This window comes from Megamonas funiformis (assembly GCF_010669225.1).
GTDB classification, from domain to species: domain Bacteria; phylum Bacillota; class Negativicutes; order Selenomonadales; family Selenomonadaceae; genus Megamonas; species Megamonas funiformis.
The window spans coordinates 1997868-2022783 of sequence record NZ_CP048627.1; the positions used below are offsets into that span (position 1 = coordinate 1997868).

Here is a 24916-nt window from a genome sequence, read left to right on the forward strand (position 1 = left end):
ATCCTATAAGAAAGGATTCGCTATAAATCTAACGAATCCCTGCATACAATAATTATCTATATAAAATCAGCCACCAAGATATGCTTTTCTTACTTCTTCACTAGCAGCAAGTTCTTTGGCATCACCAGAAAGTGTAATTCGTCCTGTTTCCAAAACATATGCACGATTAGCAATAGAAAGTGCCATATTTGCATTTTGTTCTACTAATAAAACTGTAGTGCCTGCTTTATTGATATCTTGTATTATTGAAAAAATTTCTCTTATCAATAATGGTGCAAGACCCATGGAAGGCTCATCTAAAAGTAGTAAACGAGGTCTACTCATCAAAGCTCGTCCCATAGCAAGCATCTGCTGTTCCCCACCAGATAAAGTTCCTGCTTGTTGATTTACCCTTTCTTCAAGTCTTGGGAAACGTTCAAATACCATTTTCAAATCTTTAGCAATACCAGCTTTATCCTTACGAATAAATGCACCTAATTCCAAGTTTTCCATAACAGTCATTTCTGCAAAAACACGTCTGCCTTCTGGTACTTGAGAAATACCTGCTTTTACGATATTTTGTGCTGGCATTCCGGCAATATTTTTACCTTCAAACTCAATTGTACCAGTCTTTGGTTTTAAAAGCCCTGAAATAGTGCGTAGAGTTGTAGATTTTCCTGCCCCATTAGCTCCAATCAAAGTAACTATTTCACCTTCATTGATTTCTAGGCTAATTCCTTTTAAAGCATGAATTGCACCATAATAAACATTCATATCATTTATTTTTAACATAAATTCTACACCTCCCCACCTAAATAAGCTTTAATAACCTCAGGATTTTTCTGAATTTCTTCTGGAGTTCCACTGGCAATAATACAACCATATTCCAAAACATAGATGCGTTCACAAATTCCCATTACTAAGCTCATATCATGTTCAATAAGTAAAATAGATAAACCAAATTCTTTACGTATCCAGCGTATCATTTCCATCAATTCTTGTGTTTCTTGTGGATTCATACCTGCTGCTGGTTCATCTAATAATAATAATTTTGGCTTAGTAGCCAAAGCTCTGGCAATTTCTAAGCGACGTTGTGCCCCATATGGTAAATTTTTTGCCACTTCATAAGCTTTATCTTCTAATTTAAAAATCTTTAATAATTCTAGACTTTTTTTAGTGATTTCATCTTCTTCTTTGAAATATCTGCCCAAACGAAGTACAGACTCCACTAAACTATATTTTGCATGAGAATCATATGCTATCTTTACATTATCTAAAACAGTTAATTCCGAGAACAATCTTATGTTCTGGAAAGTACGTGCAATTCCTCGAGAAGTTATCTGATAAGGTTTTAATCCAACTAAACTTTTACCAGCAAAATCAATAGTACCTGTAGTTGGTTGATATACACCTGTCAATAAATTAAATGCAGTTGTTTTCCCTGCACCATTTGGCCCAATAAGACCTATGAGTTCGCCCTCATTTATCTCTATATCAAAATTAGATACTGCTTTTAATCCGCCAAATACTTTTGATACACCATCTGTTTTTAATAATTCCATAATTATCCACGACCTCCCTTAAAACGTTGGAAAATCTTAAGGCTTGTAATTTCTGTATAACCAAAAAGACCTTGTGGACGATAAAACATTAATAAAATCAATACTAATGCATATGCAATCATACGGAATTCAGGCCAGCTAGCAAGTGCTGCTGATACGAAAGTTACTACAAATGCACCAGCGATTGAACCTGTAATTGAACCTAATCCGCCAAGTACTACCATGATTAAGAAATTAAATGATGCCATAAAAGTAAATGAAGATGGATTGATAATATAGAAACAATGAGCGAATAATCCACCGCCAATACCAGCAAAAATAGCACCAATAGTAAATGCCATTACTTTATATTTTGTAGTATTAACACCCATAGCTTCTGCTGCAATCTCATTTTCACGTACAGCAATACAAGAACGACCATATTTAGAATTAACAAAGTTCTTAATGAAGAACAATGTAAATAACATTATAAAAAATACCCATGGAAAAGTCGTATTATGTGGTATACCTTTAAAACCAGCTGCACCACCTACATACTCTATATTCATGATAACAATACGAATGATTTCCCCTAAGCCTAATGTAGCGATAGCCAAATAATCACCTTTTAGACGCAATGTTGGCAAACCAATCAAAAATCCCAAAATACCAGCTGCAAAACCGCCAATTAATAAAGCCACAATAAATGGAGAATGAAAATTAACTGTTAAAATTACGCCAACATAGGCGCCTACTGCCATAAAGCCAGCATGACCTAAAGAAAATTGACCTGTATAACCATTTATCAAATTTAAACTTGCTGCCATGATAATATTGACACATACAAGGAAAATATTTAATTCCCAGAATGAGCCAATAATTCTTTCAGCCATCAAAAATTGCAAAACGCCAAATAAAACAATCGCAAGTATTAAAGTTATTATATCTTTTTTTCTAAGAGAATTCACTTTTAACACCTACACTTTCTCATTAGTATTCTTACCAAAAATACCAGATGGTTTGAATAACAATACTAATATTAATATCGCAAAAGCTGCTGCATCACGGAATGTAGAAGATATAAAACCAGATACTAAAGCTTCTATTACACCTAAAACAATACCACCAGTCATAGCTCCTGGGATACTACCGATACCACCTAATACAGCGGCAACGAAAGCTTTAAGCCCTGGCATAATTCCCATAAGTGGGTCAATAGAGTTATAATATACACCTACTAAAACACCACCAGCGGCTGCTAGTGCTGAACCAATACCAAAAGTAAAAGAAATTACTCTATCTGCATTTATACCCATGAGTTGAGCTGTTTCTGTATCAAAAGATACAGCACGCATAGCTTTACCCATTTTAGTTTTCTGTACAATGTAAGTGAGTAATACCATCAAAATTACAGTAATAATAAAAATTAATAATTGCTGTCCATTAATTACAAATGAACCAATATTTAAAGATAAGGAATCAATAACATTTGGAAAAGTTCTTGGTGTTGGTGAAACAAAATACATACTTGTATATTCAAGGAAAAATGAAACCCCAATCGCTGTTATTAACAGTGATATACGTGGAGCTTTACGCAATGGTTTATACGCTATTTTTTCTACTAAAATTCCTAAAAGACCAGTAACAACCATAGAGATGATAAGTGCTGGAATAATTGACATCTTAGTCATTGTTACAGCATAAAAGCCTACATACGCACCAACCATATAAATATCACCATGGGCAAAGTTTATCAACTTGATAATACCGTATACCATGGTATAGCCTAAAGCAATCAATGCATAAATACTACCTAAGGAAATACCATTGATTAATTGCTGTATTAATTGCTCAAAAAAATCCATCTTACTTTCCTCCTTCACAAAGAAAGGCCGCAAAATTGCGGCCCTTTCACCTAGTATAATCAGCCTTCTGCTGTTGTTGGTGTAACTCTTTGTTTAAGAACTTTATTACCATCTTTCATTTCAATAATGAAAGCATTTTTGATCAAGTTGTGATTTTCATCAACAGTAAGTTTACCTGTACCAACTTGTAAATCTTTAGTTTCTGCTAATGCTTTCTGAATTGCTTCTGGATCTGTGCTACCTGCACGTTTTATAGCATCAACGAGCATTTTACCTGCATCATAACCAAGAGCAGCAAATACACCTGGAGCATGACCATATTCTTTTGTGAATGCATCTACAAAAGCTTTAGCATCTGGATCTGTTTCAGTATAGTGAGTGATGAAGTAAGTATTATTAAGTGCATCTGCACCAGCGATATCTACTACTTTTGTATCATCCCAACCATCTGTACCTAAAATTGGTTGTGTAATACCAAGTTCACGTGCTTGTTTTACAATTTTACCAACTTCTTCATAGTAAGCAGGAATATAAATTATATCTGCATTTGCTGTTTTAATATTTGTAAGAGTTGCTTTAAAGTCTTGGTCTTTAGCTACGAAAGCTTCTTCCATTACGACTTTACCGCCTAAAGCTTCAAATTTATTTTTAAATACTTCAGCTAAACTCTTAGAATAATCTGTACTAGAGTCTAAATAAATAACAGCTGTTTTAGCTTTTAATTCGTTAGCTGCAAAAGCTGCCATTGTATTACTTTGTAATGGGTCAATGAAGCAACCACGGAATACAAATGGTTTAACTTGACCATTTTCTACTGTAATATCAGGGCTTGTTGCATCAGGTGCGATAATTGGCACTTTATTTTCAGTTGCTACCTGAGATTCAGCTTGTACTGCACCAGAAGTTGCAGGTCCTACAATAGCTACAACTTTGTCATCAGAAATAAGTTTTGTAGCTGCGTTAGCTGCTTCAGCAGGGTCCGATTTATTATCAGCTTCAACTAGAGTAATTTTTTTACCATTAATTCCACCGGCGTCATTAGCTTCTTTGATAGCTAATTTCAAACCTTCTAATGTTGTTGTACCATAGTTGGCAACATTACCAGTCATTTCAAAATTGGCACCGATTTTAATTTCATCACTATTTGCTGCTTCTTCACCGCCACAACCAGCGAAAATGCTACCGAACATTGTCATACCAAGAAGTAATCCTGCTATGCGCAAACGTTTTTTAGAAAAATTCATTATGATTCCTCCCAGCATAGGCCTAAAATATAATTATTATAATTCCTTTATGTAGGTCTTAGTCTTGATGTTGTTTATTATACTTTACAAGTTTACAACAGTCAAGTACATAATTTAAAAATTTTATATTTTTTATCTTTTAATAAGCAATAAATAATATGTACTATCTAGTAAATAAATTCCCTATTTCTTAATTATATATTTAAATCTGTTACCTTTAAATATATATATTTATGTATATTATTACAGGACATTTAATTATAATGCTTAATTATGATGCTTATTTTAATAAACTTCTACCACTCTATCATTACTTATGATAGAATAAAAAGATAGTACTATTTTTTTATAGGAGGATTTAAATTGTCGGAATTACAAACTGAAATTCAAAAACGACGTACTTTTGCGATTATCTCTCACCCAGATGCTGGTAAAACTACTTTAACTGAAAAATTATTGCTCTATGGAGGTGCAATCCATTTAGCAGGTTCTATAAAATCCCGTAAAACTCAACGTCATGCTGTTTCTGACTGGATGGAAATTGAAAAACAGCGTGGTATTTCTGTAACTTCTAGTGTACTTCAATTCGATTATGCTGGTTGCCGTATCAATATCCTTGATACTCCAGGTCACCAAGACTTCAGTGAAGATACTTATCGTACACTCATGGCTGTAGATAGTGCTGTCATGATTATCGACGTAGCCAAAGGTGTCGAAGCACAGACAAAAAAATTATTCAAAGTTTGTAAACAACGTCATATTCCAATTTTTACATTTGTTAATAAACTTGACCGTTTTGGTAAAGCTCCACTTGAATTAATGGAAGAAATCGAAGATGTTTTAGGTATTCGCTCTTATCCAATGAATTGGCCTATCGGTACAGATGGTCATTATAAAGGTATTTATCACCGCGAAACTGAAAAAGTAGAATTATTCAGTGAAGATACATCTCATGGTCAAGAAGAACGTGAGTCTGTAATTTTTGATTTAAAAGACCCAAAAGCTAAAGAAATCATTGGCGACACTGATTATCAAGCTTTATTAGATGATATTGATTTACTTGATGTTGCTGGCGAACAATGGTCTATGGACAAAGTAAATAAAGGTGAATTGACACCTATGTTCTTTGGTAGTGCCATGACTAACTTCGGTGTACGTGGTTTCTTAGAAGAATATCTTCGTCTTGCACCAGCTCCTCAACCTCGTATGAGCTCCGATGGTCTTATCAGCCCTGATGATGAAAATTTCTCTGGCTTCATCTTCAAAATTCAAGCTAATATGAACCCTGCTCATCATGATAGATTATCCTTTATTCGCATTTGCTCTGGTAAATTCGAACGTGGTATGAGCGTTTATCATATGCAAGGTGGCAAAGCTGTAAAACTTTCTCAGCCACAACAATTCTTAGCTCAAGACCGTCAAATTATTGATACTGCATACCCTGGAGATATTGTTGGTTTATTTGACCCTGGTATCTTCGGTATCGGCGATACACTTTGTATGCCTTCTCACAAATTCAAATTTGCAGATTTCCCTGTATTCCCACCAGAAAGATTTGCTCGTGTTTCTGCTAAAGATACTATGAAACGCAAACAATTCGTAAAAGGTATCATGCAGCTTACACAAGAAGGTGCTGTACAATTATTCCAACAAGCAGGTGCTGGTATGGAATCTTATATTGTTGGTACTGTAGGACAATTGCAGTTTGATGTATTAGAATACCGCTTAAAAAGCGAATATAATACAGAAATAGTCATGAATATGCAACCATTTGAAGTTGCTCGTTGGCTTCGCTTCAAAGATAATCGTCCTGTAACTCCAGAATCTCTCCGTGGTGCTGACCGTGGAATGTTCGTATATGATATGAAAGATCGTCCTGTACTTCTTGTAAACAACGAATGGGCATTAGGCTGGATTCAAGATAATAATCCAGATTTAGAAATGTTCCCTGTACCACCAGAAAAACAAGATGCTGAAGACGATATGAAGTAATTTAATAAATAAAAAAACGACTACGCTTAAATGCTTAGTCGTTTTTTTTGTCAAAATATAATTGTTTTATATGTTTTGCAATCCCTTGTAAGTTATTTGGCACAAGTTCGATATTATAGCCAATGAATAATGGAGATGTCGCAAATCTAGGCATTATTTTTACATGTATATTGCCTTCAATTAAATAGAAGAATAAATTATAACTGCTACAATTTACGCTGAAATGGTTCATAATATAATCGACGCCTATCTGCACAAATTCAGCTAAGGTATCAATATCATTTAGACCTTGCATAATCACATTGACTTCTGTAAATCCCACACGTGGCTTTGTAGACAAGTTCATAACTACATTATTTTTTTTTGCAATTTTAATGCCTTCAAATTGGCGCTTATCACACATATTTTTAAACTCTAAATTTTTAATGCCCACAATTTGCATATGTGGATGACGCATAGTTCCACCAGATAAAGGCCCATGATTTTTGAAGAAAAGCACTGTTTTATATTTTTTACTATTAATGATATTGAGCCAGTGATTTATACTAAAATGCATGAGTTCTTGCATATGCTCTAAAGTATAATCTGGAATATCTGCATTACATTCACTGCCTTCAATAATTAATAATTGATAAGCTTCTTGTAAAACTTGATATTTATTTTCTAATAATATCATATCATTTTTTATTTCTATGATATTTTTTAAACTTTTCACATCACAAAATGGACAAGCAACTTCTCTATGTACAATATTTTCAGGTTTTGATTTACCAATATTTATATCAAATCCTAGATAATTATACTCCATAAGAATTTTCCTTTCTTTTTTTATTTTACTTAAACTCATTCAATGCTTACTTAATCCTAGCTTTATAGCTATAAAAGTAAAATATACTAGCATAGTTTTACGATAAATGCTATAATTTTCTAGTATAATTACTTTTTTAAGCTGTATTTACTATTATACAGTCTTTTCAATTAAAAGAAAATGATGTTTTAAAGCAGGTGTTTTCCATTAACGAACAAGATAATACTTCAAAAAAATCTCATAAAGCTGAAAGCTTTTTAAAAGGAACTTTTATATTAACAGTCGCTAGCTTAGTAGTTAAAGTTATCGGCTCATTAAACTGGATTTTTGTTTCCCGCGTTTTAGGCGGTGAAGGTATCGGTCTTTATCAAATGGCTTTTCCTATTTATTTTTTAGCCTTGACCGTTTCTTCTGCAGGTGTTCCTGTAGCTATCTCTATTATAACAGCTGAAAGAGTTGCCTTAAATGATATTTTTGGGGCAAAACGCATTTTTCGCATTTCCATGTGCTTTATGTTCTGCACTGGTTTATTTTTTAGTTTGCTGACCTATTTTGGTGCTCAATGGCTCATAGATTGGCAATTTGTGCGTGACCCGCGTGCATATTATTCCATTATTGCACTTGCTCCAGCTGTATTCTTCGTTACTATCTTAGCTAGTTCTCGAGGATATCTCCAAGGTTGGCAACGCATGACACCAACTGCTGTATCACAGATTGTTGAACAGATATTCCGCGTTGTAACCATGATTTTATTTGCTCAACTCCTCTTACCTTATGGACTTGAATATGCTTCAGCTGGTGCTTCCTTAGGTGCCTTAGCTGGTGCTATTACTGGTGTCATGGTTTTAGTTTATTTCCACATAAAATTAGAAAAAGATATTGTCAAAAACTACGGCAATGAATTAAAACCGGTAAATGATGCTCAAACAGCTTCTGTCTGGAAGATTATTAAACGTATCTTTGTATTGGCACTTCCAGTTTCTGCTGCTAGTATCATGCTTCCGATTGTATCTAATCTTGATTTATTAATCGTACCAGCTCGCTTGGAAGTAGCTGGTTATAGCGTAAATGAAGCTACAGAATTATTCGGTTATTTGACTGGTATGGCTGTACCACTTGTCAATCTTTCCACTATTTTAACAGCTTCTCTTGCTGTAAGTATCGTACCTGCTATCTCTGAAGCTCGTACGTTAAAAGATAAAACACGTTGTTTCAATCAAACAGCAGCTGCTATGCGTATTTCAAATTTTATCTGTTTCCCTGCATTTGTAACAGTTATGATGTTAGCTGTGCCTATCTCAACTTTAATCTACAATGCACCTGGAGCAGGCCCTGCTGTTTGGGTGTCATCCTTTAGTATAGTATTACTTGGTCTTCATCAAGTTACTACTGGTGTTCTTCAAGGACTTGGACACCCTACTATTCCAATGATTAATATGGTTATCGCTGCCATTGCTAAAGTTATTTTAAACTGGGTATTAACAGCACAACCTTCACTCGGCATCATGGGTGCTGCATGGGCTACTGTTGCTGATATCGGTATTGCAGCTTTAATCAATCTATATTTCTTATATAAATATATCAATTATAAAATTGAAATCATGCAATTATTAAAAACTATTGTTTCTGCTGCTATCATGGCTGGTATTATTCATTTTGGCTATGAATTCTTATTATATGAAACAGCAAGCAATGCTTTAGCTACTTTTGCATCTTTATTTGTTGGTATGTTCTTCTATATTATTGTCTTAATTTTAATTGGTGGTATCATGGAATCAGATATCGAACGCATTCCTATGATTGGTGCCCCTAGTATTCGTTTCTTCAAAAAAATTGGTGTTTTAAAAAATTAATGGAGAGATTATAAAATGAAAAAATTTCTATTGGCATATAATCCAGTTTCTGGTGATGCCATGTTTAAGAAAAAATTAGACGATATTATCAATCAATTTCAAAGTCGTGACTGTATCATCATGCCTTACCGCACTAAAAAAGAAAGTTTTGACCCTTTCTTTGCTAATTGCGTACGCAATGTAAATGCCGATGGTATCATTGCAGCTGGTGGCGATGGTACTTTGCATAAAATAATCAATATGACCTTAAAAGAAAATCTTGACGTACCTGTAGGTATTATTCCTAGTGGTACATCTAACGATTTTGCTTCTCATCTTGGTATTGATGCCAAATTTGATGAATATATCAATAGTATCATCACTGGAAAAACTCAATATGTAGATGTTGGCTCTATCGGTGATGAATACTTTATTAATGTAATCAGTGCTGGTATGATGACAGGCGTTGCTCATGAAGTTGATACTCGTCTTAAAAATACTTTTGGTAAATTAGCTTATTATTTCCGTGGACTCGGTGAACTTCCTAGATTTCGCGGTTTAGATTTCACAATTGAAGCTGATGGTGAAATCATCAAAGAAAAAATCTTCTTTGTATTAGTCGTTAATTCACCTGTTGTAGCTAGCTTCAAAAATATATCTATGGACGCTAAAATCAATGATGGTAAATTAGATATGATATTATTAAAACAATGTAATATTCCTGAATTGATGAAAATTGTAGCTGATACAGTGGCAGGAAAAACATCTTTTGATAATAAAAATATCATCTATAAACAAGCATCTTATTTCAAATTCTCTTGCCCAGACCGCGTAGAAAGTGATTTAGATGGTGAACTTGGTCCTGTATTACCACTAGAAATTCATACAGTTTCTAATAAATTAAAAATGTTTGTCTTATAAAATAAACAAAATGCACTTTAAAAGTTAGATTGATATTCTACTTTTAAAGTGCATTTTTTATAAGTATAACAATTTATAATATAAAAAAAATAATTCACAATGTTTATTTTTTACTTAATATCATTCCCACTAAAATGCATATAGTACCTAAAACTTGTCCTAATACTAAAGTTTCTCCTAATAATATATATGCAAATATAAGAGAAAATACTGGCAACAAATACTGATAAATTGCAGTTCTTACACTACCAATTTTACCAACAGCCCATACCCATACAATATTACCTAACCAAAGAGCAAAAACTCCAGAATAAACTACACTTATCCATGCTTCATTAGATAAAGTTTCAAAATTTATAAATTGTAACTCTGGTATTCCTAATAGAAAAAATACAATAGCCGAAATACTCATTAAAAAACTTACAATTTGACAAGGAGAATATTTATTAAGTAAATCCTTAGCATAAATAGTATAATAAGCATTACTAAATTGTCCTAAAACTACTACTAATGTACCAATTAAATGATGATTAGCAAAACTGATCTCTTTATTTGAACTAAAAATAATTGCCATCATTCCTACAAAAGAAATAATTAAACCTAAAATAACATTTTTGGACAAAGGATTTTGTTTAAACAATTTATTTAATAATACTACTGCTAATGGCATAATAGCTGAAGCTAATGATGCATTACCTGCGGTTGTTTTTGATAATCCAAAAGTTAAACAAACTTGTGTCAAACAAAATCCACCTAAAGCCAATAATATTAAATATTTTAAATCTCTCCATGGCATTTTTCTATATGTATGTGTCTTATATAACCAAAGCCAACATAATAGTGCTACAATAATTAAACGTAAAGCATTATAGATAAATGGTCCTATTTCCTCAATTCCTATTTTCATTACTGCATTGTTTGATGACCAAATTAATATAATGCTTAAAATACTAAATTCAAAAAAATATTTTTTACCCAATTTAATTAAACTTCCCATTTTTTAACTTCCCCTTTTAGCAAACGTTTACTATTTTCCATAAATATAGATATATTAACTTTTATTTTTAAATATTGTGAAAATTTTATTATTTTATCATGAAAATTTATAAAAACTTAATTTTATTGAACTTTATACTTTCCCCCTTCTTAAAATTTTCTTATCAACAATTTTATTTTTAATATATTTTATTTTTTTCTCTATTCAATTCTTTAGTAAACGTTTTCTTTAATTTCATAATATAATTATACTACTTACTATTAAATTTGTAAATATTTTCAGAATTTATTTTTTATAATAAAAAAGAGAAGAATATACATTCTTCTCTTTAAATTTAGCTATTATTTTTAAACTTCCATGATGATTGGTAAAATCATTGGACGACGACGTGTTTTTTCATAAAGATATCTACCAATAGCTTCGCGAATGTCATTTTTTATTACAGACCATTCTGTAATATCATTATCTAAGCAATGTTCAATGGCAGAAGTTACTCTTTCTTTTGCTTCTTCCATCAAAGCTTCTGATTCTCTAACATAGACAAAACCACGAGATACGATATCTGGGCCAGCTGCGATAAAGCGACCTTCTTTATCCATAGTAACAACTACGATTAAGATACCATCTTGAGATAATTGACGGCGGTCACGAAGTACGATATTGCCTACATCACCAACGCCAAGACCATCGATTAATACTTTACCAGAAGTTACTTTACCTACTACTTGACCTTTATCACGTGTAAATTCTAAAACTTGTCCAATTTCACTGATGAAAATATTTTCTTTCGGCATACCAATACTTTCAGCTAATTTAGCATGCTTTACGATATGATGATATTCACCATGTACAGGTATGAAAAATTTAGGACGAACTAAATTATGCATTAATTTTAATTCTTCTCTACTAGCATGACCTGAAACGTGAATTCCTTCATCACGTCCATAGATAACATCAGCGCCTTGTTTTAATAAATTATCTATTGTTCTTGATACTAACTTTTCATTTCCAGGAATAGGTGTAGCTGAAATAATAATTGTATCACCTGGCACAATGCCTACTTTGCGATGATTTGCTGTAGACATACGAGTGAGCGCTGACATTGGTTCACCTTGGCTACCTGTAGTGATTATTACCACTTGGTTCATTGGATAATTATTGATTTCATCAATGTCGATTAACATATCTTCAGGCATATTTAAATAACCTAATTTAATAGATATATTTACTACATTTATCATGCTACGGCCTAAAATAGCTACTTTACGATTATATTTAATAGCTGTATCTACTACTTGTTGTATGCGATGTACATTTGAAGAAAAAGTCGCGATAATTATGCGATTTTTAGCTTTACGGAAAGCTTTTTCAAAGGCAATACCTACTGTACGTTCACTTGGTGTATGCCCTTCGCGTTCTGCATTTGTGCTATCAGCTAATAATACTAAAACGCCTCTATTTCCTAAATCAGAAAAAGCTCTAAAATCAGTCATTTTACCATCTACGGGCGTATAATCAAATTTAAAATCTCCTGTGTGTACAATCATACCCATAGGAGTTTTAATGGATAAACCACATGCATCAGCAATACTATGATTTACACGTATAAATCCAACAGTAAAGCAACCTGCACTTATTATATCTCCATGATATACAGGATGAAGATTACTAGAATCCACTCCATTTTCTTTTAAACGACCTTCTAAAATTCCTAAAGTTAAACGTGTACCATAAACTGGTATATTAGGAATTTGACGTAAGACATAAGGTAATGCTCCGATATGGTCTTCATGACCATGTGTGAGCACAATAGCCTTTATCTTATCTTTATTTTCTAATAAATACGTAATGTCAGGAATAACTAAATCTATACCTAGCATTTCTTCCTCAGGGAACATCAACCCAGCATCAATAACGATAATATCATCACCGTAACGTACAACGGTCATATTTTTACCAATTTCGCCAAGTCCACCCAAAGGAATTATTTGCAATTTTTGAGCTTCCTTTGCCAAAAAAAAAGCACCTCCAAATTTATATTTATATATATATTTATTTTTTAGTATTCATTATTATTGTAAATTTAAACGTAAATCCGTCCCGTACAGATGACCTTTGATAAATAATATATATACACCGAAACATTTAATACTCGAATTAATTATATAACTAAATTCATTCTTTGTAAAGAAGCCCCTGCATTATCAATGTCTTTTGGTTATAAATCATAACTACATATCAATTCGTATTTTTATTAATCTAAGAGAAATTCACTAAATACTTGATTGCCAAATTTCATGCCTTTGAAGGTTAAATAAATATACTTTTGAGTATTGATTATCAACCCATCTTTTTCTAGATTTGGCAAAATTTCACCGTATAAATTTTCTATATCTGTATTAAATTTTTGCTTAAAAATTTCTTTATCTATGCCTTTAGCCATGCGCAGACCTAAAAAACAAAATTCTTCAATATGTGCTTTTTCATCTACTATTTCCTCATTGATAAACGGCAATATTTTTTGATTGCATTTTTTTATATATTCATCTATATCAAAAGGATTTTGCACACGTTTTTGATTATAATATCCATGAGCGCCTGCTCCTAATCCTAGATAAAATTTATCTTGCCAATAAGCTAAATTATGTCTACTTTCATAACCAATCTTCGCAAAATTAGATATTTCATAACGATTGTAATTATATTTAGGCAATTGCTCTGTTAAATAATCATACATCATTTCACTTTCGTCTTCTGATGGCAATATCAATTTCCCTTGGTCATATAATCTGCCAAAAACGGTATTTTCTTCTATTTGTAAACCATAAATAGAAATATGTTGTATATTTTTATTTACTACCCAAAATACAGCTTCTTTGAGCATCTCTAATGTTTGCCCAGGTAGTCCATACATCAAATCCACACTTATATTTTTAAAACCTATTTTCTGAGCCATTTCTATAGCCATATCAGCTTCTTTTATCGTGTGAATTCGCCCTATTTTTTGCAATAAATCATCTTGTACTGCTTGTACACCAAAACTCAATCTATTAATTCCATTTTGATAAAGATACTGTAATTTTTGCTCATTTACAGTTCCTGGATTTGCTTCTAAAGTTATTTCTATATCAGAATTTAACGCAAAATTTGCCTTTACAGTATTTAATGCTCGTATAATTAAATTTGGTGGCAAAATCGAAGGAGTTCCGCCACCAAAATAAATCGTATCAATACAAATATCAGGAAATAACGCCTGATACATGGTTATTTCCTGACAAAGTGCATTTATATACTGTTCATATAAAGTTTCATCTACTTTTTTTGCAGTTGAAGCAAAATCGCAGTAAAAACATTTTTGTTTACAAAATGGAATATGAATATATATGCCAAATCCCATTAGTCTATTTTTAAAATCGCCATGAAAGCTTCTTGTGGAACTTCTACAGAACCTACAGCTTTCATACGTTTTTTACCTTCTTTCTGTTTTTCTAATAATTTACGTTTACGTGTGATATCCCCACCATAACATTTTGCAAGTACATCCTTACGCATAGCACGTACATTTTCACGAGCAATAATTTTATTGCCCACTGCTGCCTGAATAGGAATTTCAAACATTTGACGTGGAATTATAGTTTTTAATTTTTCCGCTAATTGACGACCACGAGCTGCTGCTTTATCTACATGAACAATAGTGGATAAAGCATCTACAGGATCCCCATTTAACAAGATATCAAGTTTTACTAATTTAGATGTCTGATAATCTGTCATTTCATAATCAAGTGAAGCATATCCACGAGTAGCAGATTTTAATTTATCAAAATAATCATAGATAATTTCACTAAGTGGAATGTGATAAATTACCATTACACGATTTACATCAAGATAATCCATAGTTTTGAATACGCCACGTTTTTCTTGAGAAATCTCCATTACAGGTCCCACATAATCATTAGGCACGATTACAGTAGCTTTTACATAAGGCTCTTCAATATGTTCAATCTCTGTAGGAGATGGCATAGAAGCTGGGTTATCAATTTTTACCATTTCTTTATTAGTTTTATATACATGGTAAATAACGCTTGGTGCTGTAGTTATGAGTTTTAATTTATATTCACGTTCTAAACGTTCTTGAATAACGTCCATGTGTAAAAGACCTAAGAAACCACAACGATAACCAAAGCCTAAAGCAATAGAAGTTTCTGGTTCAAAAGTAAGTGCAGCATCATTTAATTGTAATTTTTCTAAAGCATCTTTTAAATTTTCATAATCAGAGCTATCAACTGGATATAAACCACAATATACCATTGGTGTTACACCACGATAACCTGGTAATGCTTCACTAGCCGGATTATTAGCATCAGTAATAGTATCACCAACGCGAACATCACGCACATTTTTAAGGCTACCAGCGACAAATCCTACCTCACCAGTTTCTAACATATTGATATTAACTGGCTGTGGTCTAAAGCAACCGATATCTGTAACTTCAAATTCTTTACCTGTTGCCATCATTTTTAATTTCATGCCAGGTTTAATAGAACCATCAATTACGCGAATATGAGCAATTACACCTTTATAAGCATCAAAATAAGAGTCAAAAATAAGTGCTTTTAATGGTTTATCACTGTCATCTGGTGGAGCAGGAATTTTTTGTACAATCTGTTCTAAGATATCTTCAATACCAATTCCAGCTTTTGCACTTGCAAGTACTGCATCAGAAGTATCCAAACCAATGATATCTTCAATTTCCTGTTTTACCATTTCAGGTTCAGCACTTGGTAAATCGATTTTATTGATTACAGGAATGATTTCTAAATCATGTTCTAAAGCTAAATAAACATTTGCCAAAGTCTGTGCTTCCACACCTTGAGTAGCATCTACAACTAATAACGCACCTTCACAAGCTGCTAAGCTACGAGATACTTCATAGTTAAAGTCAACGTGGCCTGGTGTGTCAATTAAGTTTAATTCATAGATTTCGCCATCTTTTGCTTTATAGTGTAAACGCACAGTCTGTGCTTTAATTGTAATTCCACGTTCACGCTCTAAATCCATGCTATCTAAAACTTGAGATTCCATTTCACGTTCAGTGAGCGTACCTGTATATTCAATTAATCTATCTGCCAAAGTAGATTTACCATGGTCGATATGAGCAATAATCGAAAAATTTCTAATATGTTTTGCGTCCAACGTTGTTCCTCCATTAATTATTTTATTGTTATAATTATATCATTTAGTAGAAGTTTCTAGCAATAGCTATACCTATAGCCTATATAAAAGATAAATAATATTATATAAAAAAACTAGGAAGAATATACTCCCTAGTTTTTATTTTTATCTCATAAATATTTCACAAATAATAATTTAAAATTACATATAAGATTGAATTGTAGAAATCAAACCATATAAAAATGCCACTAAAGCAATACCTTTATAAACTAAAGTATTTTTAATTTGATTGCGGAATAATAACAATAATACTGTTATCATAAATGGTGGGCAAATTGTTGTTAAAATTGGTACTGCTACATTTATAATAGTAGTCAAACCTAAATTACAAAGAGAAATACTAATTAATGTATTGATAACAACCCATACAGGATATTTGATTTTTTTGTTTGTAAAATCTTCAAAGAAGCAAGCTGTGGAACCGATAAGACCTACAGCAGTAGTCAAACAAGCAAAACCTACGATTATACCTAAAATAACCATACCTGTATGACCCATTAAATGATTTGTAATAGCTACAATAAGCTGTGCTTGGTTGAGATTATTATTACCTAAAACAATGCTAGAAGTAGCACCTAAATAAGCTAAACCACCATAAATTAAAGATAATAAAATACCAGCAACGATACAAACACCAATGATTGCTTTTATCTGGGATTTACGTTCTACATATCCTTTTAAACGCAAAGTGTTGAGCATTACAAGACCAAAACCAGATACAACTAAGATATCCATTGTTTGATAACCTGCGATGATACCATCTTCAGCAACTGTTTGAGATACTGGAGCTGCGATTTCACCAATAGGGCTAAGGATACCTGCGATAATCAAAATAAATGTACAAATAATGAGTACAGGTGTTAAAAATTTACCGATTATATCAACAAAACGTGTAGGGCGAATAGTAAAAGCAAATACTATACCAAAGAAAATAATAGAGAACACAAATAAGGAAATCTTATCTGTAAATGGCGCAATACTCATTTCAAAAGTAGTTGCTGCTGTTCTTGGTGGAGCAATCAATACACCTGTACATAATACAGCTGCTACATTTAAAATCATGCCTGGAATTTTACCTACAACACTTTCTAAGGCTTTAATGCCACCGCCACCATAAACTATAGTAAATATTCCGATACAAGATAAAAATACATCAATAAATATGAAACATAAGAAACCTGTTAACCACTCTGTTCCAGAGGTCATACCTAAATATGGAGGAAATATTACATTTCCTGCACCAAAAAACATTGCAAATAATGCAAAACCCGTTACAACTACATCACTAATTTTTACTTGCATAATAAAATCCTTTCTTTTAATGTATTACGATTATAGTCATATTTTTATATTATATAGGCAAAATAAAATATACACAATACAAAAAATGTAAATTTGTATATTTTTTAAAAAATATAATTTTAATCATTTTTTCATTTTATTGATTAATTTATGATAATCCTATGTAAAATAAAATAATCCTCAGCATAAATACTAAGGATTATTTTTTATCTTTTTTATTTTCTTTTTCATTTTGTTGGCAAGTAATCATTGCATTATTTTCTTTAGCTTGTCTTGCCAATTCTGATAAAGTAACACTATCTAAATAACCATTTATCACTTTATTCAAACCTAACCAAAATGGCAATACACTACAATAATCAGCTCTATTACAATTACAATGATCTTTTTCAATACAAGCAATTGGAGCCATATCTCCTTCAGCTGCTCGCAAAATATCGCCAGCTGTGTATTGCATACTAGATTTTGCTAATAAATAACCTCCATTATTTCCTCGCACGCTTTTTACTAATTTTGCTTTTATCAATAAAGAAATTATCTGTTCCATATATTTCAAACTTATATTCTGTCTAGTTGCAATATCTTTTAACGGAATGGGATTACCTGTATTATTCACTGTTAAATCAATCATTGTTCTCAATGCATATCGACCTTTTGTTGAAACCTTCATCAAAATCACCTCATAAATATTTTACTATTATTTTAGTAGGAAATCAATTTTAAAAACTGCTATATTCTCAATTTTTTTCTATTTTTTCTCAATTATACACCTATAAAATATCAGGTATTTAATTATATAAAAAATTAACAATGTAACAATATTACTTGACTTTAATATTATAGCTAAGTATAATGATATTTGTTTATATCAAATTCAAATCCAATGATACAGAGTAGTAAATTATTTAAGGATTTTTCAGAAAGTAGGCGGTTGATGCGAGCCTATAATCATGTAATTGAACTCGCTGTGGAGGAGTGCAAAAGCACCGCTAATCCCGTTAAGATTTTAAAGAGGATAACTTTTTGTTATCAATCAGGGTGGTACCGCGATAATTCGTCCCTGGCATTTTGCCAGGGGCTTTTTTAATGTCCAAAAATAGTATAGGAGTGTTAATTTTATGGAAAAATATTGTCCTCAATCCATTGAAAAAAAATGGCAGAAAATCTGGGACGAAACAAAAGCTTACCAGATTAATATGGACCCAAACAAACCAAAATATTATGTACTTGAAATGTTCCCTTACCCATCTGGTAATTTACATATGGGACATGTTCGCAATTACTCCATCGGTGATGTTATTGCTCGTTATAAAACTATGAATGGTTTCAATGTACTTCATCCAATGGGCTTTGACGCATTCGGTATGCCTGCTGAAAACGCAGCTATCAAACATGGCGTTAGTCCTTCTGACTGGACTGAAGATAATATGGCAAATATGACTCGTCAACAAAAAGAAATGGGTCTTTCTTACGACTGGGATAGAAAAGTTGCTACTTGCCATGAAGATTATTATAAATGGACTCAATGGCTCTTTGAATTATTCTATAAAAAAGGCTTAGCTTATAAGAAAAAAGCTTCTGCTAACTGGTGTGAAACTTGCCATACTGTACTTGCTAATGAACAAGTTATTGATGGTAAATGCTGGCGCTGTGATGATACAGTAGTGAAAAAAGACCTTGAACAATGGTTCTTAAAAATCACAGATTATGCTGATGTATTATTAAAAGACCTTGATAAACTTGAAGGCTGGCCAAACCGCGTAAAAATCATGCAGGATAACTGGATTGGTCGCAGTGAAGGTGCTGAATTTAGCTTTGATGTACCTGATTACAATGAAAAAATTTCTGTTTATACAACTCGCCCTGATACTGTATTTGGTGTATCTTATGTTGTACTTGCAGCAGAACATCCACTTGTAAAAAAATTCATCAAAGGCAAAGAAAACGAACAAGAAATCTTAAAATTCATTGAAGAAGTACACAATATGAATGAAATCGAACGTACTTCTAGTGAATCTGAGAAAAAAGGTATGTTCACAGGCGTTTATGCTATAAATCCATTCAATGGTGAAAAAGTTCCTGTATGGGTAACAAACTATGTTCTCTTTGAATATGGTACTGGCGCTGTTATGGGTGTTCCTACTCATGATGAACGTGACTTTATGTTTGCTAAAAAATACAATTTACCAATGAAAATTGTTATTCAAAATAAAGAACATAATTTAACACTTGAAACTATGGAAAATGCATACGTTGAAGATGGTGAACTTGTAGAGTCCGGTCAATTCACTGGCATGAATAATCGTAAAGCTATCACAGCTATGATTGATTGGCTCGAAGAAAATAACCTCGGCAAACGTCGTGTAAATTATCGTTTACGTGATTGGCTCATCTCCCGTCAACGTTATTGGGGTGCTCCAATTCCTATTATTTACTGCCCTCATTGCGGTGAAGTTCTCGTTCCTGAAGAACAATTACCTGTAAAATTACCTAAAGATGTAAAATTTGAAACTGGTGCAACTTCTCCACTTGCTCAAGCTGAAGATTTCGTAAATTGCACATGTCCAAAATGTGGTGCACCTGCAAAACGTGAAACAGATACTATGGATACATTCATCTGCTCTTCCTGGTACTATATGCGCTATGCTGATCCACACAATGATAAAGCTCCATTTAGCAAAGATGCTATCAATTATTGGCTCCCTGTTGACCAATATATCGGTGGTATTGAACATGCTATCTTGCACTTATTATATTCCCGTTTCTTCACAAAAGTATTAAAAGATGCAGGTCTTGTAGAATTTGATGAACCATTTACAAACCTTTTAACTCAAGGTATGGTTATCAAAGATGGTTCTAAAATGAGTAAATCTAAAGGAAATGTTGTATCTCCTGAAGAAATCATCAAAAAATATGGTGCAGATACTGCTCGTCTCTTTATTTTATTTGCTGCTCCACCAGAACGTGACCTTGAATGGAGTGACCAAGGCGTTGAAGGTGCTTGGCGTTTCATTCAGCGTGTATGGAGAATTATCCTTTCCTATGCTGATAAAGTTAAAGAAAATCCAACTTTTGATGTAAAAGCACTCACTAAAGAAGAAAAAGAATTATTCCGTATTTTAAACGTTACTATTGAAAAAGTAACTGAAGATATCGGTACTCGTAGTACTTTCAACACTGCAATTAGCTCCATCATGGAACTTGTAAATGCTTTCTATGTATTCAAAGATGGCAACTTAAATGCAGGTCTTGCTCGCGAAGTAGTTATCAACTTAATTAAACTTTTAGCACCATTTGCACCACATGTTACTGAAGAACTTTGGCAACAAATCGGTCAAACAGGTAGCGTACATCATACTACATGGCCAACATTTGACCCTAAAGCTACTATTGCTGATGAAGTTGAAGTTGTTGTCCAAGTAAATGGTAAATTACGTAGCAAAATAATGGTATCTTCCTCTGCTACTCGTGAAGCACAACAAGAAATCGCTCTTGCTGATGAAAAAATCAAAGGCTTAATCGAAGGTAAAACTATCGTTAAAGTAATCAGCGTTCCTAAAAAACTTGTAAATATCGTTGTTAAAGGCTAAGATTAGTCTATAAAAAATAAGCTATAGCAATTAAAATTTTACTTTGCTATAGCTTATTTTTATTTATGATTTTTCCATTTCCATTCTACGAAAGTTCCTGTATTTTTATCTATGGTAAATTCATATAAAACACCATTGACTTGTGCTCTACCTTCATATTGTAAATAGTCATCATCATGTTCTAATTTCAAATTAATATCACCTGTAGTACAATTTGGAATTTGTGCTTTTACTAATTCAATAGCACCCGCTTCATCTACTGGTTTTCCAGATAATTTGGCATAATATTTTTTATCAATCTCATAATCCATTGCCAAAATTTCTCCGCCATACATATCTACATTATAATTATATTCTTTATTATCAGCATAAAATTCTATATCATAAATATCTTTACCATAATAATTTTCTATTTTAGTCTTTAATCGACTGATATCTTTAGCTTCCATATCTGCATTTTCTAAAACAATAATTTCAGCTTGTTCCTTTGATATTATTCCTGATTTTTCCACTTTTACATCATGCTGTTCAATTTGCTGTTCTGTTCTATTATCCATAGGAATAACATTTTTTACTCCTTTAAATTCTTTTTGGTCATCTATCTGCGATTGCATTATACCATAGCCTCCAAAAAAGCCCAATACTAAAATGATAATTATAATACCAACAATCCTCACAAAATCATACCCTTTCTTTATTCTCTATCCATGCTATTTAAACTTTACTTTATTAATTTTTCCATATGTATATGCGGACAATATTCATCTAAATAAATATCTCCACTTGCTCTATATCCTAAACTTTCATAAAAAGCTCTCGCTCTACATTGTGCAGATAAATTTATTTTTTCACCTGATAAAGCTTTCACTTTTTCCTCTAATAAGTTCATCAAGTTAGTGCCTATATGACATTTACGATATTCTTTAAGCACTGCTAATCTGCCAATTATATATGAATTTTTCTCATCTTCATCTCGATATAATCTCGCATTTGCTATAGCTTTTTCTCCTTCCCAAATAATTAAATGATATGCAATATCATCTATATCATCAAATTCATTTTCAAATTTTTGTTCATTCACAAATACTTCTATGCGTATATCTTTTGCCTCTTGGGGCAAATAATCAAAAAACTTGTACTTCAAATTCATCTTTACACCTTTACTTATCATACTTTTATTTATATTATATCATGAAAATTGCTCTCAATAACACCGATTATAGCACTATTCTCATATATTTAATAAAAAAATTAACAGTGTTACAAGAGTTTTATAAATAATTAAACTCTCATAAACACTGTTCAAACAAAAATTAAATATTAATATAAAATATTGCTACCTACTTGATAGATAATAACGGCTACTAAATATGCAATTAATAATTGGAAAAATATTGCAAAACAAGTCCATTTTGTAGAATTAGTTTCTTTTTTTATAGTTACAATACTAGCTATACATGGAGTATATAATAAACAAAATACCATCAAAACATAAGCATTTAATTCATGAAAACCAACTTGTGCTAATTGACCAACTAAATTATTCATGCCTTCTGCTGAATTGATATTTAAAATACCATACAATACACTCAAACTTGCTACAACAACTTCTTTTGCTGCAATACCAGATATCAAAGCCACTGCAATCTGCCATAATCCAAGTCCAGCAGGAACTAAAATAGGTGCTATCAATCGACCGATTTGAGCTCCAAAGCTATCACCGATATCTACCATACCGGAGAAATTAAAGTTTAAGATAAACCAGATAATTATTGAAGCTACGAAAATCGTTGTACCAGCTTTGGCTAAATATGATTTAACTTTTTCCCAAGCATATAAGAATATAGACATTACATTTGGTGATTTATATTCAGGAAGTTCTATCAACAATACTTTTTTATCGCTCTTATCGCTCACCTTATAAAAGATTTTAGCAATAATTATCGCCATAACTATGCCGATTACATACATAGAAAAAGCTACAAACATCGCATATTCTGGGAAAAACATTCCTGAAAATAAAATATATATTGGAAGTCTAGCACTACATGACATAAATGGCGTTACTAAAATAGTACGCAATCTATCTTTTGGGTCTTCTAATGCTCTTGATGCCATAATTGCTGGCACTGAACAACCAAATCCCAATAATAAAGGAATAAATGCTCTACCAGATAAACCGATTTTGCCCATTACTGAGTCCATGACATAAGCCACACGCGACATATATCCACTATCTTCTAACACAGCTAAAGCTAAGAATAAAATAAATATATTCGGTAAAAATGCTAATATACCACCAATACCAGCTATAGCCCCATCAATTAACAATGACGATATAATTGGACTGACATCTATAGAATTCAATATTGCCATCAAATCATTGCTTACAATATCTATTCCTTCTACTAAATAATTTTTAAAAATATCACCTATAGTAAAAGTTAAGAAGAAAATAAATGCCATAATAGCCAAGAAAATTGGAATACCCCAAACATTATCAGTAAGCACAGCATCTATTCTATCTGTAGAGCGCGCTTCTTTATCTTTATTTACTAATACCTCTTGTATTATTTCTTCGATAAAGTCATATTTTTGCTTGATGATATCTTTTTCATAACTTCTATCCAATACATCAGGCAAATCTAAAGGATATTTTTCAATAATTTCTTTATCCTGTACTAATTCTTTGATTGCATGCCAACGCAAATTAGGTAATTGACCATATTTTTCAACGAGAGCTTCCTCAATAATATCTATCTTATCTTCAATCTCATCACTATAAACAACTACACAATCTTTATGATGATTATGTCTATGCTTGCGATTTAAAATTTCTTCACCATGATGATGTTCTATTTTATCTTTAATTTTTTCACCCTGATGATGAGCAACTGCATGCATTAAGATTTCCAGACCACGTTTTTTTCTAGCACTGACAGGAACTACTGGTATCCCTAGCATTTCTGGCAATCTATGAAAATCGATATCCATGCCTCGCTCTTCAACAATATCCATCATATTTAAAGCTAGAACCATTGGCTTACCTAATTCAATAAGTTGCAATGCTAAATATAAATTTCGCTCTAAAGAAGAAGCATCTGCCACATCGACAACAATATCGACTTCATCATCTAATATATATTGACGTGATACTTGCTCTTCCATAGTATATGAAGTCAAACTATAAATTCCTGGTAAATCCACTAATTTATAATTTTCATTGTGAAATTGCATTGCTCCTTCTTTTTTTTCTACAGTTACACCGGGCCAATTAGCAACTTTTAAATGAGCACCAGTATAAGCATTAAATAAAGTAGTTTTCCCACAATTAGGATTGCCAATAAAAGCTACATGAACATCTTTACTCATTTTCTATTTCCTCGATTTCTATAGCATCTGCTATTTCTTTACCTATGGCAAAACGAGTGCCACGTACCTTTATAATTACAGCACCTTGATTTTTTTTATTTAAAACCATAAGTTTTACTTGGTCAGTCATGCCGAGCATCTCCAAACGACGTTCAATATTTCCCTCTAAATTTACTTTTTTTACAAGATAAGTTCTTCCTTTTTGTGCTTGTGATACATTCAAAATTATTGCCTCCTAAAT

Annotated in this window: 20 protein-coding genes and 1 other annotated feature; of the genes, 4 read left to right on the plus strand and 16 right to left on the minus strand. The window is 32.2% G+C overall.

The features are described 5' to 3' along the window. Positions 1 to 66: 66 nt before the first annotated feature. Genes GXM21_RS10095 through GXM21_RS10115 form a run of 5 tightly spaced genes read right to left on the minus strand, consistent with a single transcriptional unit; the run spans position 67 to position 4629 of the window. Positions 67 to 771 (minus strand): ABC transporter ATP-binding protein, encoded by a 705-nt coding sequence (locus tag GXM21_RS10095; RefSeq protein WP_008539876.1) that lies wholly within the window; start codon positions 769 to 771, stop codon positions 67 to 69. Positions 772 to 776: 5 nt separating this feature from the next. Continuing rightward, positions 777 to 1541 carry an ABC transporter ATP-binding protein gene (locus GXM21_RS10100; protein WP_008539875.1) on the minus strand — a complete coding sequence of 255 codons (765 nt, stop codon included), beginning with the start codon at positions 1539 to 1541 and terminating at the stop codon, positions 777 to 779. Positions 1542 to 1543: 2 nt separating this feature from the next. Then, positions 1544 to 2488, minus strand: a complete 945-nt coding sequence (locus GXM21_RS10105; RefSeq protein ID WP_008539871.1) for a branched-chain amino acid ABC transporter permease — start codon at positions 2486 to 2488, stop codon at positions 1544 to 1546. A gap of 9 nt (positions 2489 to 2497) precedes the next feature. Next, complete coding sequence (locus GXM21_RS10110; RefSeq protein WP_008539869.1) at positions 2498 to 3385, minus strand: branched-chain amino acid ABC transporter permease; 888 nt, start codon at positions 3383 to 3385, stop codon at positions 2498 to 2500. 59 nt (positions 3386 to 3444) lie between these two features. Further along, positions 3445 to 4629 (minus strand): ABC transporter substrate-binding protein, encoded by a 1185-nt coding sequence (locus GXM21_RS10115; RefSeq protein WP_008539868.1) that lies wholly within the window; start codon positions 4627 to 4629, stop codon positions 3445 to 3447. 363 nt (positions 4630 to 4992) lie between these two features. On the opposite strand from GXM21_RS10115, the gene GXM21_RS10120 reads away from it, so the two are divergent. Further along, entirely contained in the window at positions 4993 to 6621 is a 1629-nt protein-coding gene (locus GXM21_RS10120; protein WP_008539867.1) for a peptide chain release factor 3, read from the plus strand. Between the two features lie 34 nt (positions 6622 to 6655). On the opposite strand, the gene GXM21_RS10125 is transcribed toward GXM21_RS10120, so the two are convergent. Continuing rightward, positions 6656 to 7429, minus strand: coding sequence for a DUF4931 domain-containing protein (locus tag GXM21_RS10125; RefSeq protein WP_008539866.1), 774 nt, complete (start codon positions 7427 to 7429; stop codon positions 6656 to 6658). Between the two features lie 197 nt (positions 7430 to 7626). Here GXM21_RS10125 and GXM21_RS10130 point away from each other — a divergent pair, with 197 nt between their 5' ends. Both GXM21_RS10130 and GXM21_RS10135 read left to right on the plus strand, forming a co-directional pair. Further along, the gene (locus GXM21_RS10130; RefSeq protein ID WP_008539865.1) at positions 7627 to 9282 is read left to right on the plus strand and encodes a putative polysaccharide biosynthesis protein; all 1656 of its coding nucleotides are present in this window, start codon (positions 7627 to 7629) and stop codon (positions 9280 to 9282) included. A 15-nt stretch (positions 9283 to 9297) separates the two neighbouring features. After that, positions 9298 to 10182 carry a diacylglycerol/lipid kinase family protein gene (locus GXM21_RS10135; RefSeq protein ID WP_008539864.1) on the plus strand — a complete coding sequence of 295 codons (885 nt, stop codon included), beginning with the start codon at positions 9298 to 9300 and terminating at the stop codon, positions 10180 to 10182. Between the two features lie 103 nt (positions 10183 to 10285). Here the strand turns inward: GXM21_RS10135 and GXM21_RS10140 are convergent, their stop codons facing one another. From GXM21_RS10140 to GXM21_RS10165, 6 genes are all read right to left on the minus strand, one after another. Continuing rightward, positions 10286 to 11179, minus strand: coding sequence for a DMT family transporter (locus tag GXM21_RS10140; RefSeq protein WP_008539863.1), 894 nt, complete (start codon positions 11177 to 11179; stop codon positions 10286 to 10288). Positions 11180 to 11526: 347 nt separating this feature from the next. Beyond that, on the minus strand, positions 11527 to 13194 hold the full coding sequence (locus GXM21_RS10145; RefSeq protein WP_008539861.1) for a ribonuclease J: 1668 nt from the start codon (positions 13192 to 13194) through the stop codon (positions 11527 to 11529). 239 nt (positions 13195 to 13433) lie between these two features. After that, positions 13434 to 14576 carry a radical SAM family heme chaperone HemW gene (gene hemW / locus GXM21_RS10150; protein ID WP_008539860.1) on the minus strand — a complete coding sequence of 381 codons (1143 nt, stop codon included), beginning with the start codon at positions 14574 to 14576 and terminating at the stop codon, positions 13434 to 13436. Continuing rightward, positions 14576 to 16372: a translation elongation factor 4 gene (gene lepA / locus GXM21_RS10155; protein ID WP_008539859.1), complete on the minus strand. Its 1797-nt coding sequence runs from the start codon at positions 16370 to 16372 to the stop codon at positions 14576 to 14578. The genes hemW and lepA overlap by 1 nt, the downstream gene beginning before the upstream one ends. A gap of 180 nt (positions 16373 to 16552) precedes the next feature. Further along, positions 16553 to 17713: a branched-chain amino acid transport system II carrier protein gene (gene brnQ, locus GXM21_RS10160; RefSeq protein WP_008539858.1), complete on the minus strand. Its 1161-nt coding sequence runs from the start codon at positions 17711 to 17713 to the stop codon at positions 16553 to 16555. A 199-nt stretch (positions 17714 to 17912) separates the two neighbouring features. Continuing rightward, positions 17913 to 18383, minus strand: a complete 471-nt coding sequence (locus tag GXM21_RS10165; protein WP_008539857.1) for an RrF2 family transcriptional regulator — start codon at positions 18381 to 18383, stop codon at positions 17913 to 17915. A gap of 204 nt (positions 18384 to 18587) precedes the next feature. After that, positions 18588 to 18778 (plus strand) — a binding site (T-box leader). A gap of 53 nt (positions 18779 to 18831) precedes the next feature. Here GXM21_RS10165 and leuS point away from each other — a divergent pair. Continuing rightward, the gene (leuS, locus tag GXM21_RS10170; protein ID WP_008539856.1) at positions 18832 to 21303 is read left to right on the plus strand and encodes a leucine--tRNA ligase; all 2472 of its coding nucleotides are present in this window, start codon (positions 18832 to 18834) and stop codon (positions 21301 to 21303) included. Between the two features lie 59 nt (positions 21304 to 21362). Here the strand turns inward: leuS and GXM21_RS10175 are convergent, their stop codons facing one another. From GXM21_RS10175 to GXM21_RS10190, 4 genes are all read right to left on the minus strand, one after another. Next, positions 21363 to 21917 (minus strand): PepSY domain-containing protein, encoded by a 555-nt coding sequence (locus tag GXM21_RS10175; protein ID WP_008539855.1) that lies wholly within the window; start codon positions 21915 to 21917, stop codon positions 21363 to 21365. A 107-nt stretch (positions 21918 to 22024) separates the two neighbouring features. Continuing rightward, a complete protein-coding gene (locus tag GXM21_RS10180; protein ID WP_008539854.1) occupies positions 22025 to 22453 on the minus strand; it encodes a GNAT family N-acetyltransferase in 429 nt (142 codons plus the stop codon). A 170-nt stretch (positions 22454 to 22623) separates the two neighbouring features. After that, entirely contained in the window at positions 22624 to 24675 is a 2052-nt protein-coding gene (gene feoB, locus GXM21_RS10185; protein ID WP_008539852.1) for a ferrous iron transport protein B, read from the minus strand. Beyond that, the gene (locus GXM21_RS10190; RefSeq protein WP_008539851.1) at positions 24668 to 24898 is read right to left on the minus strand and encodes a FeoA family protein; all 231 of its coding nucleotides are present in this window, start codon (positions 24896 to 24898) and stop codon (positions 24668 to 24670) included. The genes feoB and GXM21_RS10190 overlap by 8 nt, the downstream gene beginning before the upstream one ends. Between the last annotated feature and the right edge of the window lie 18 nt (positions 24899 to 24916).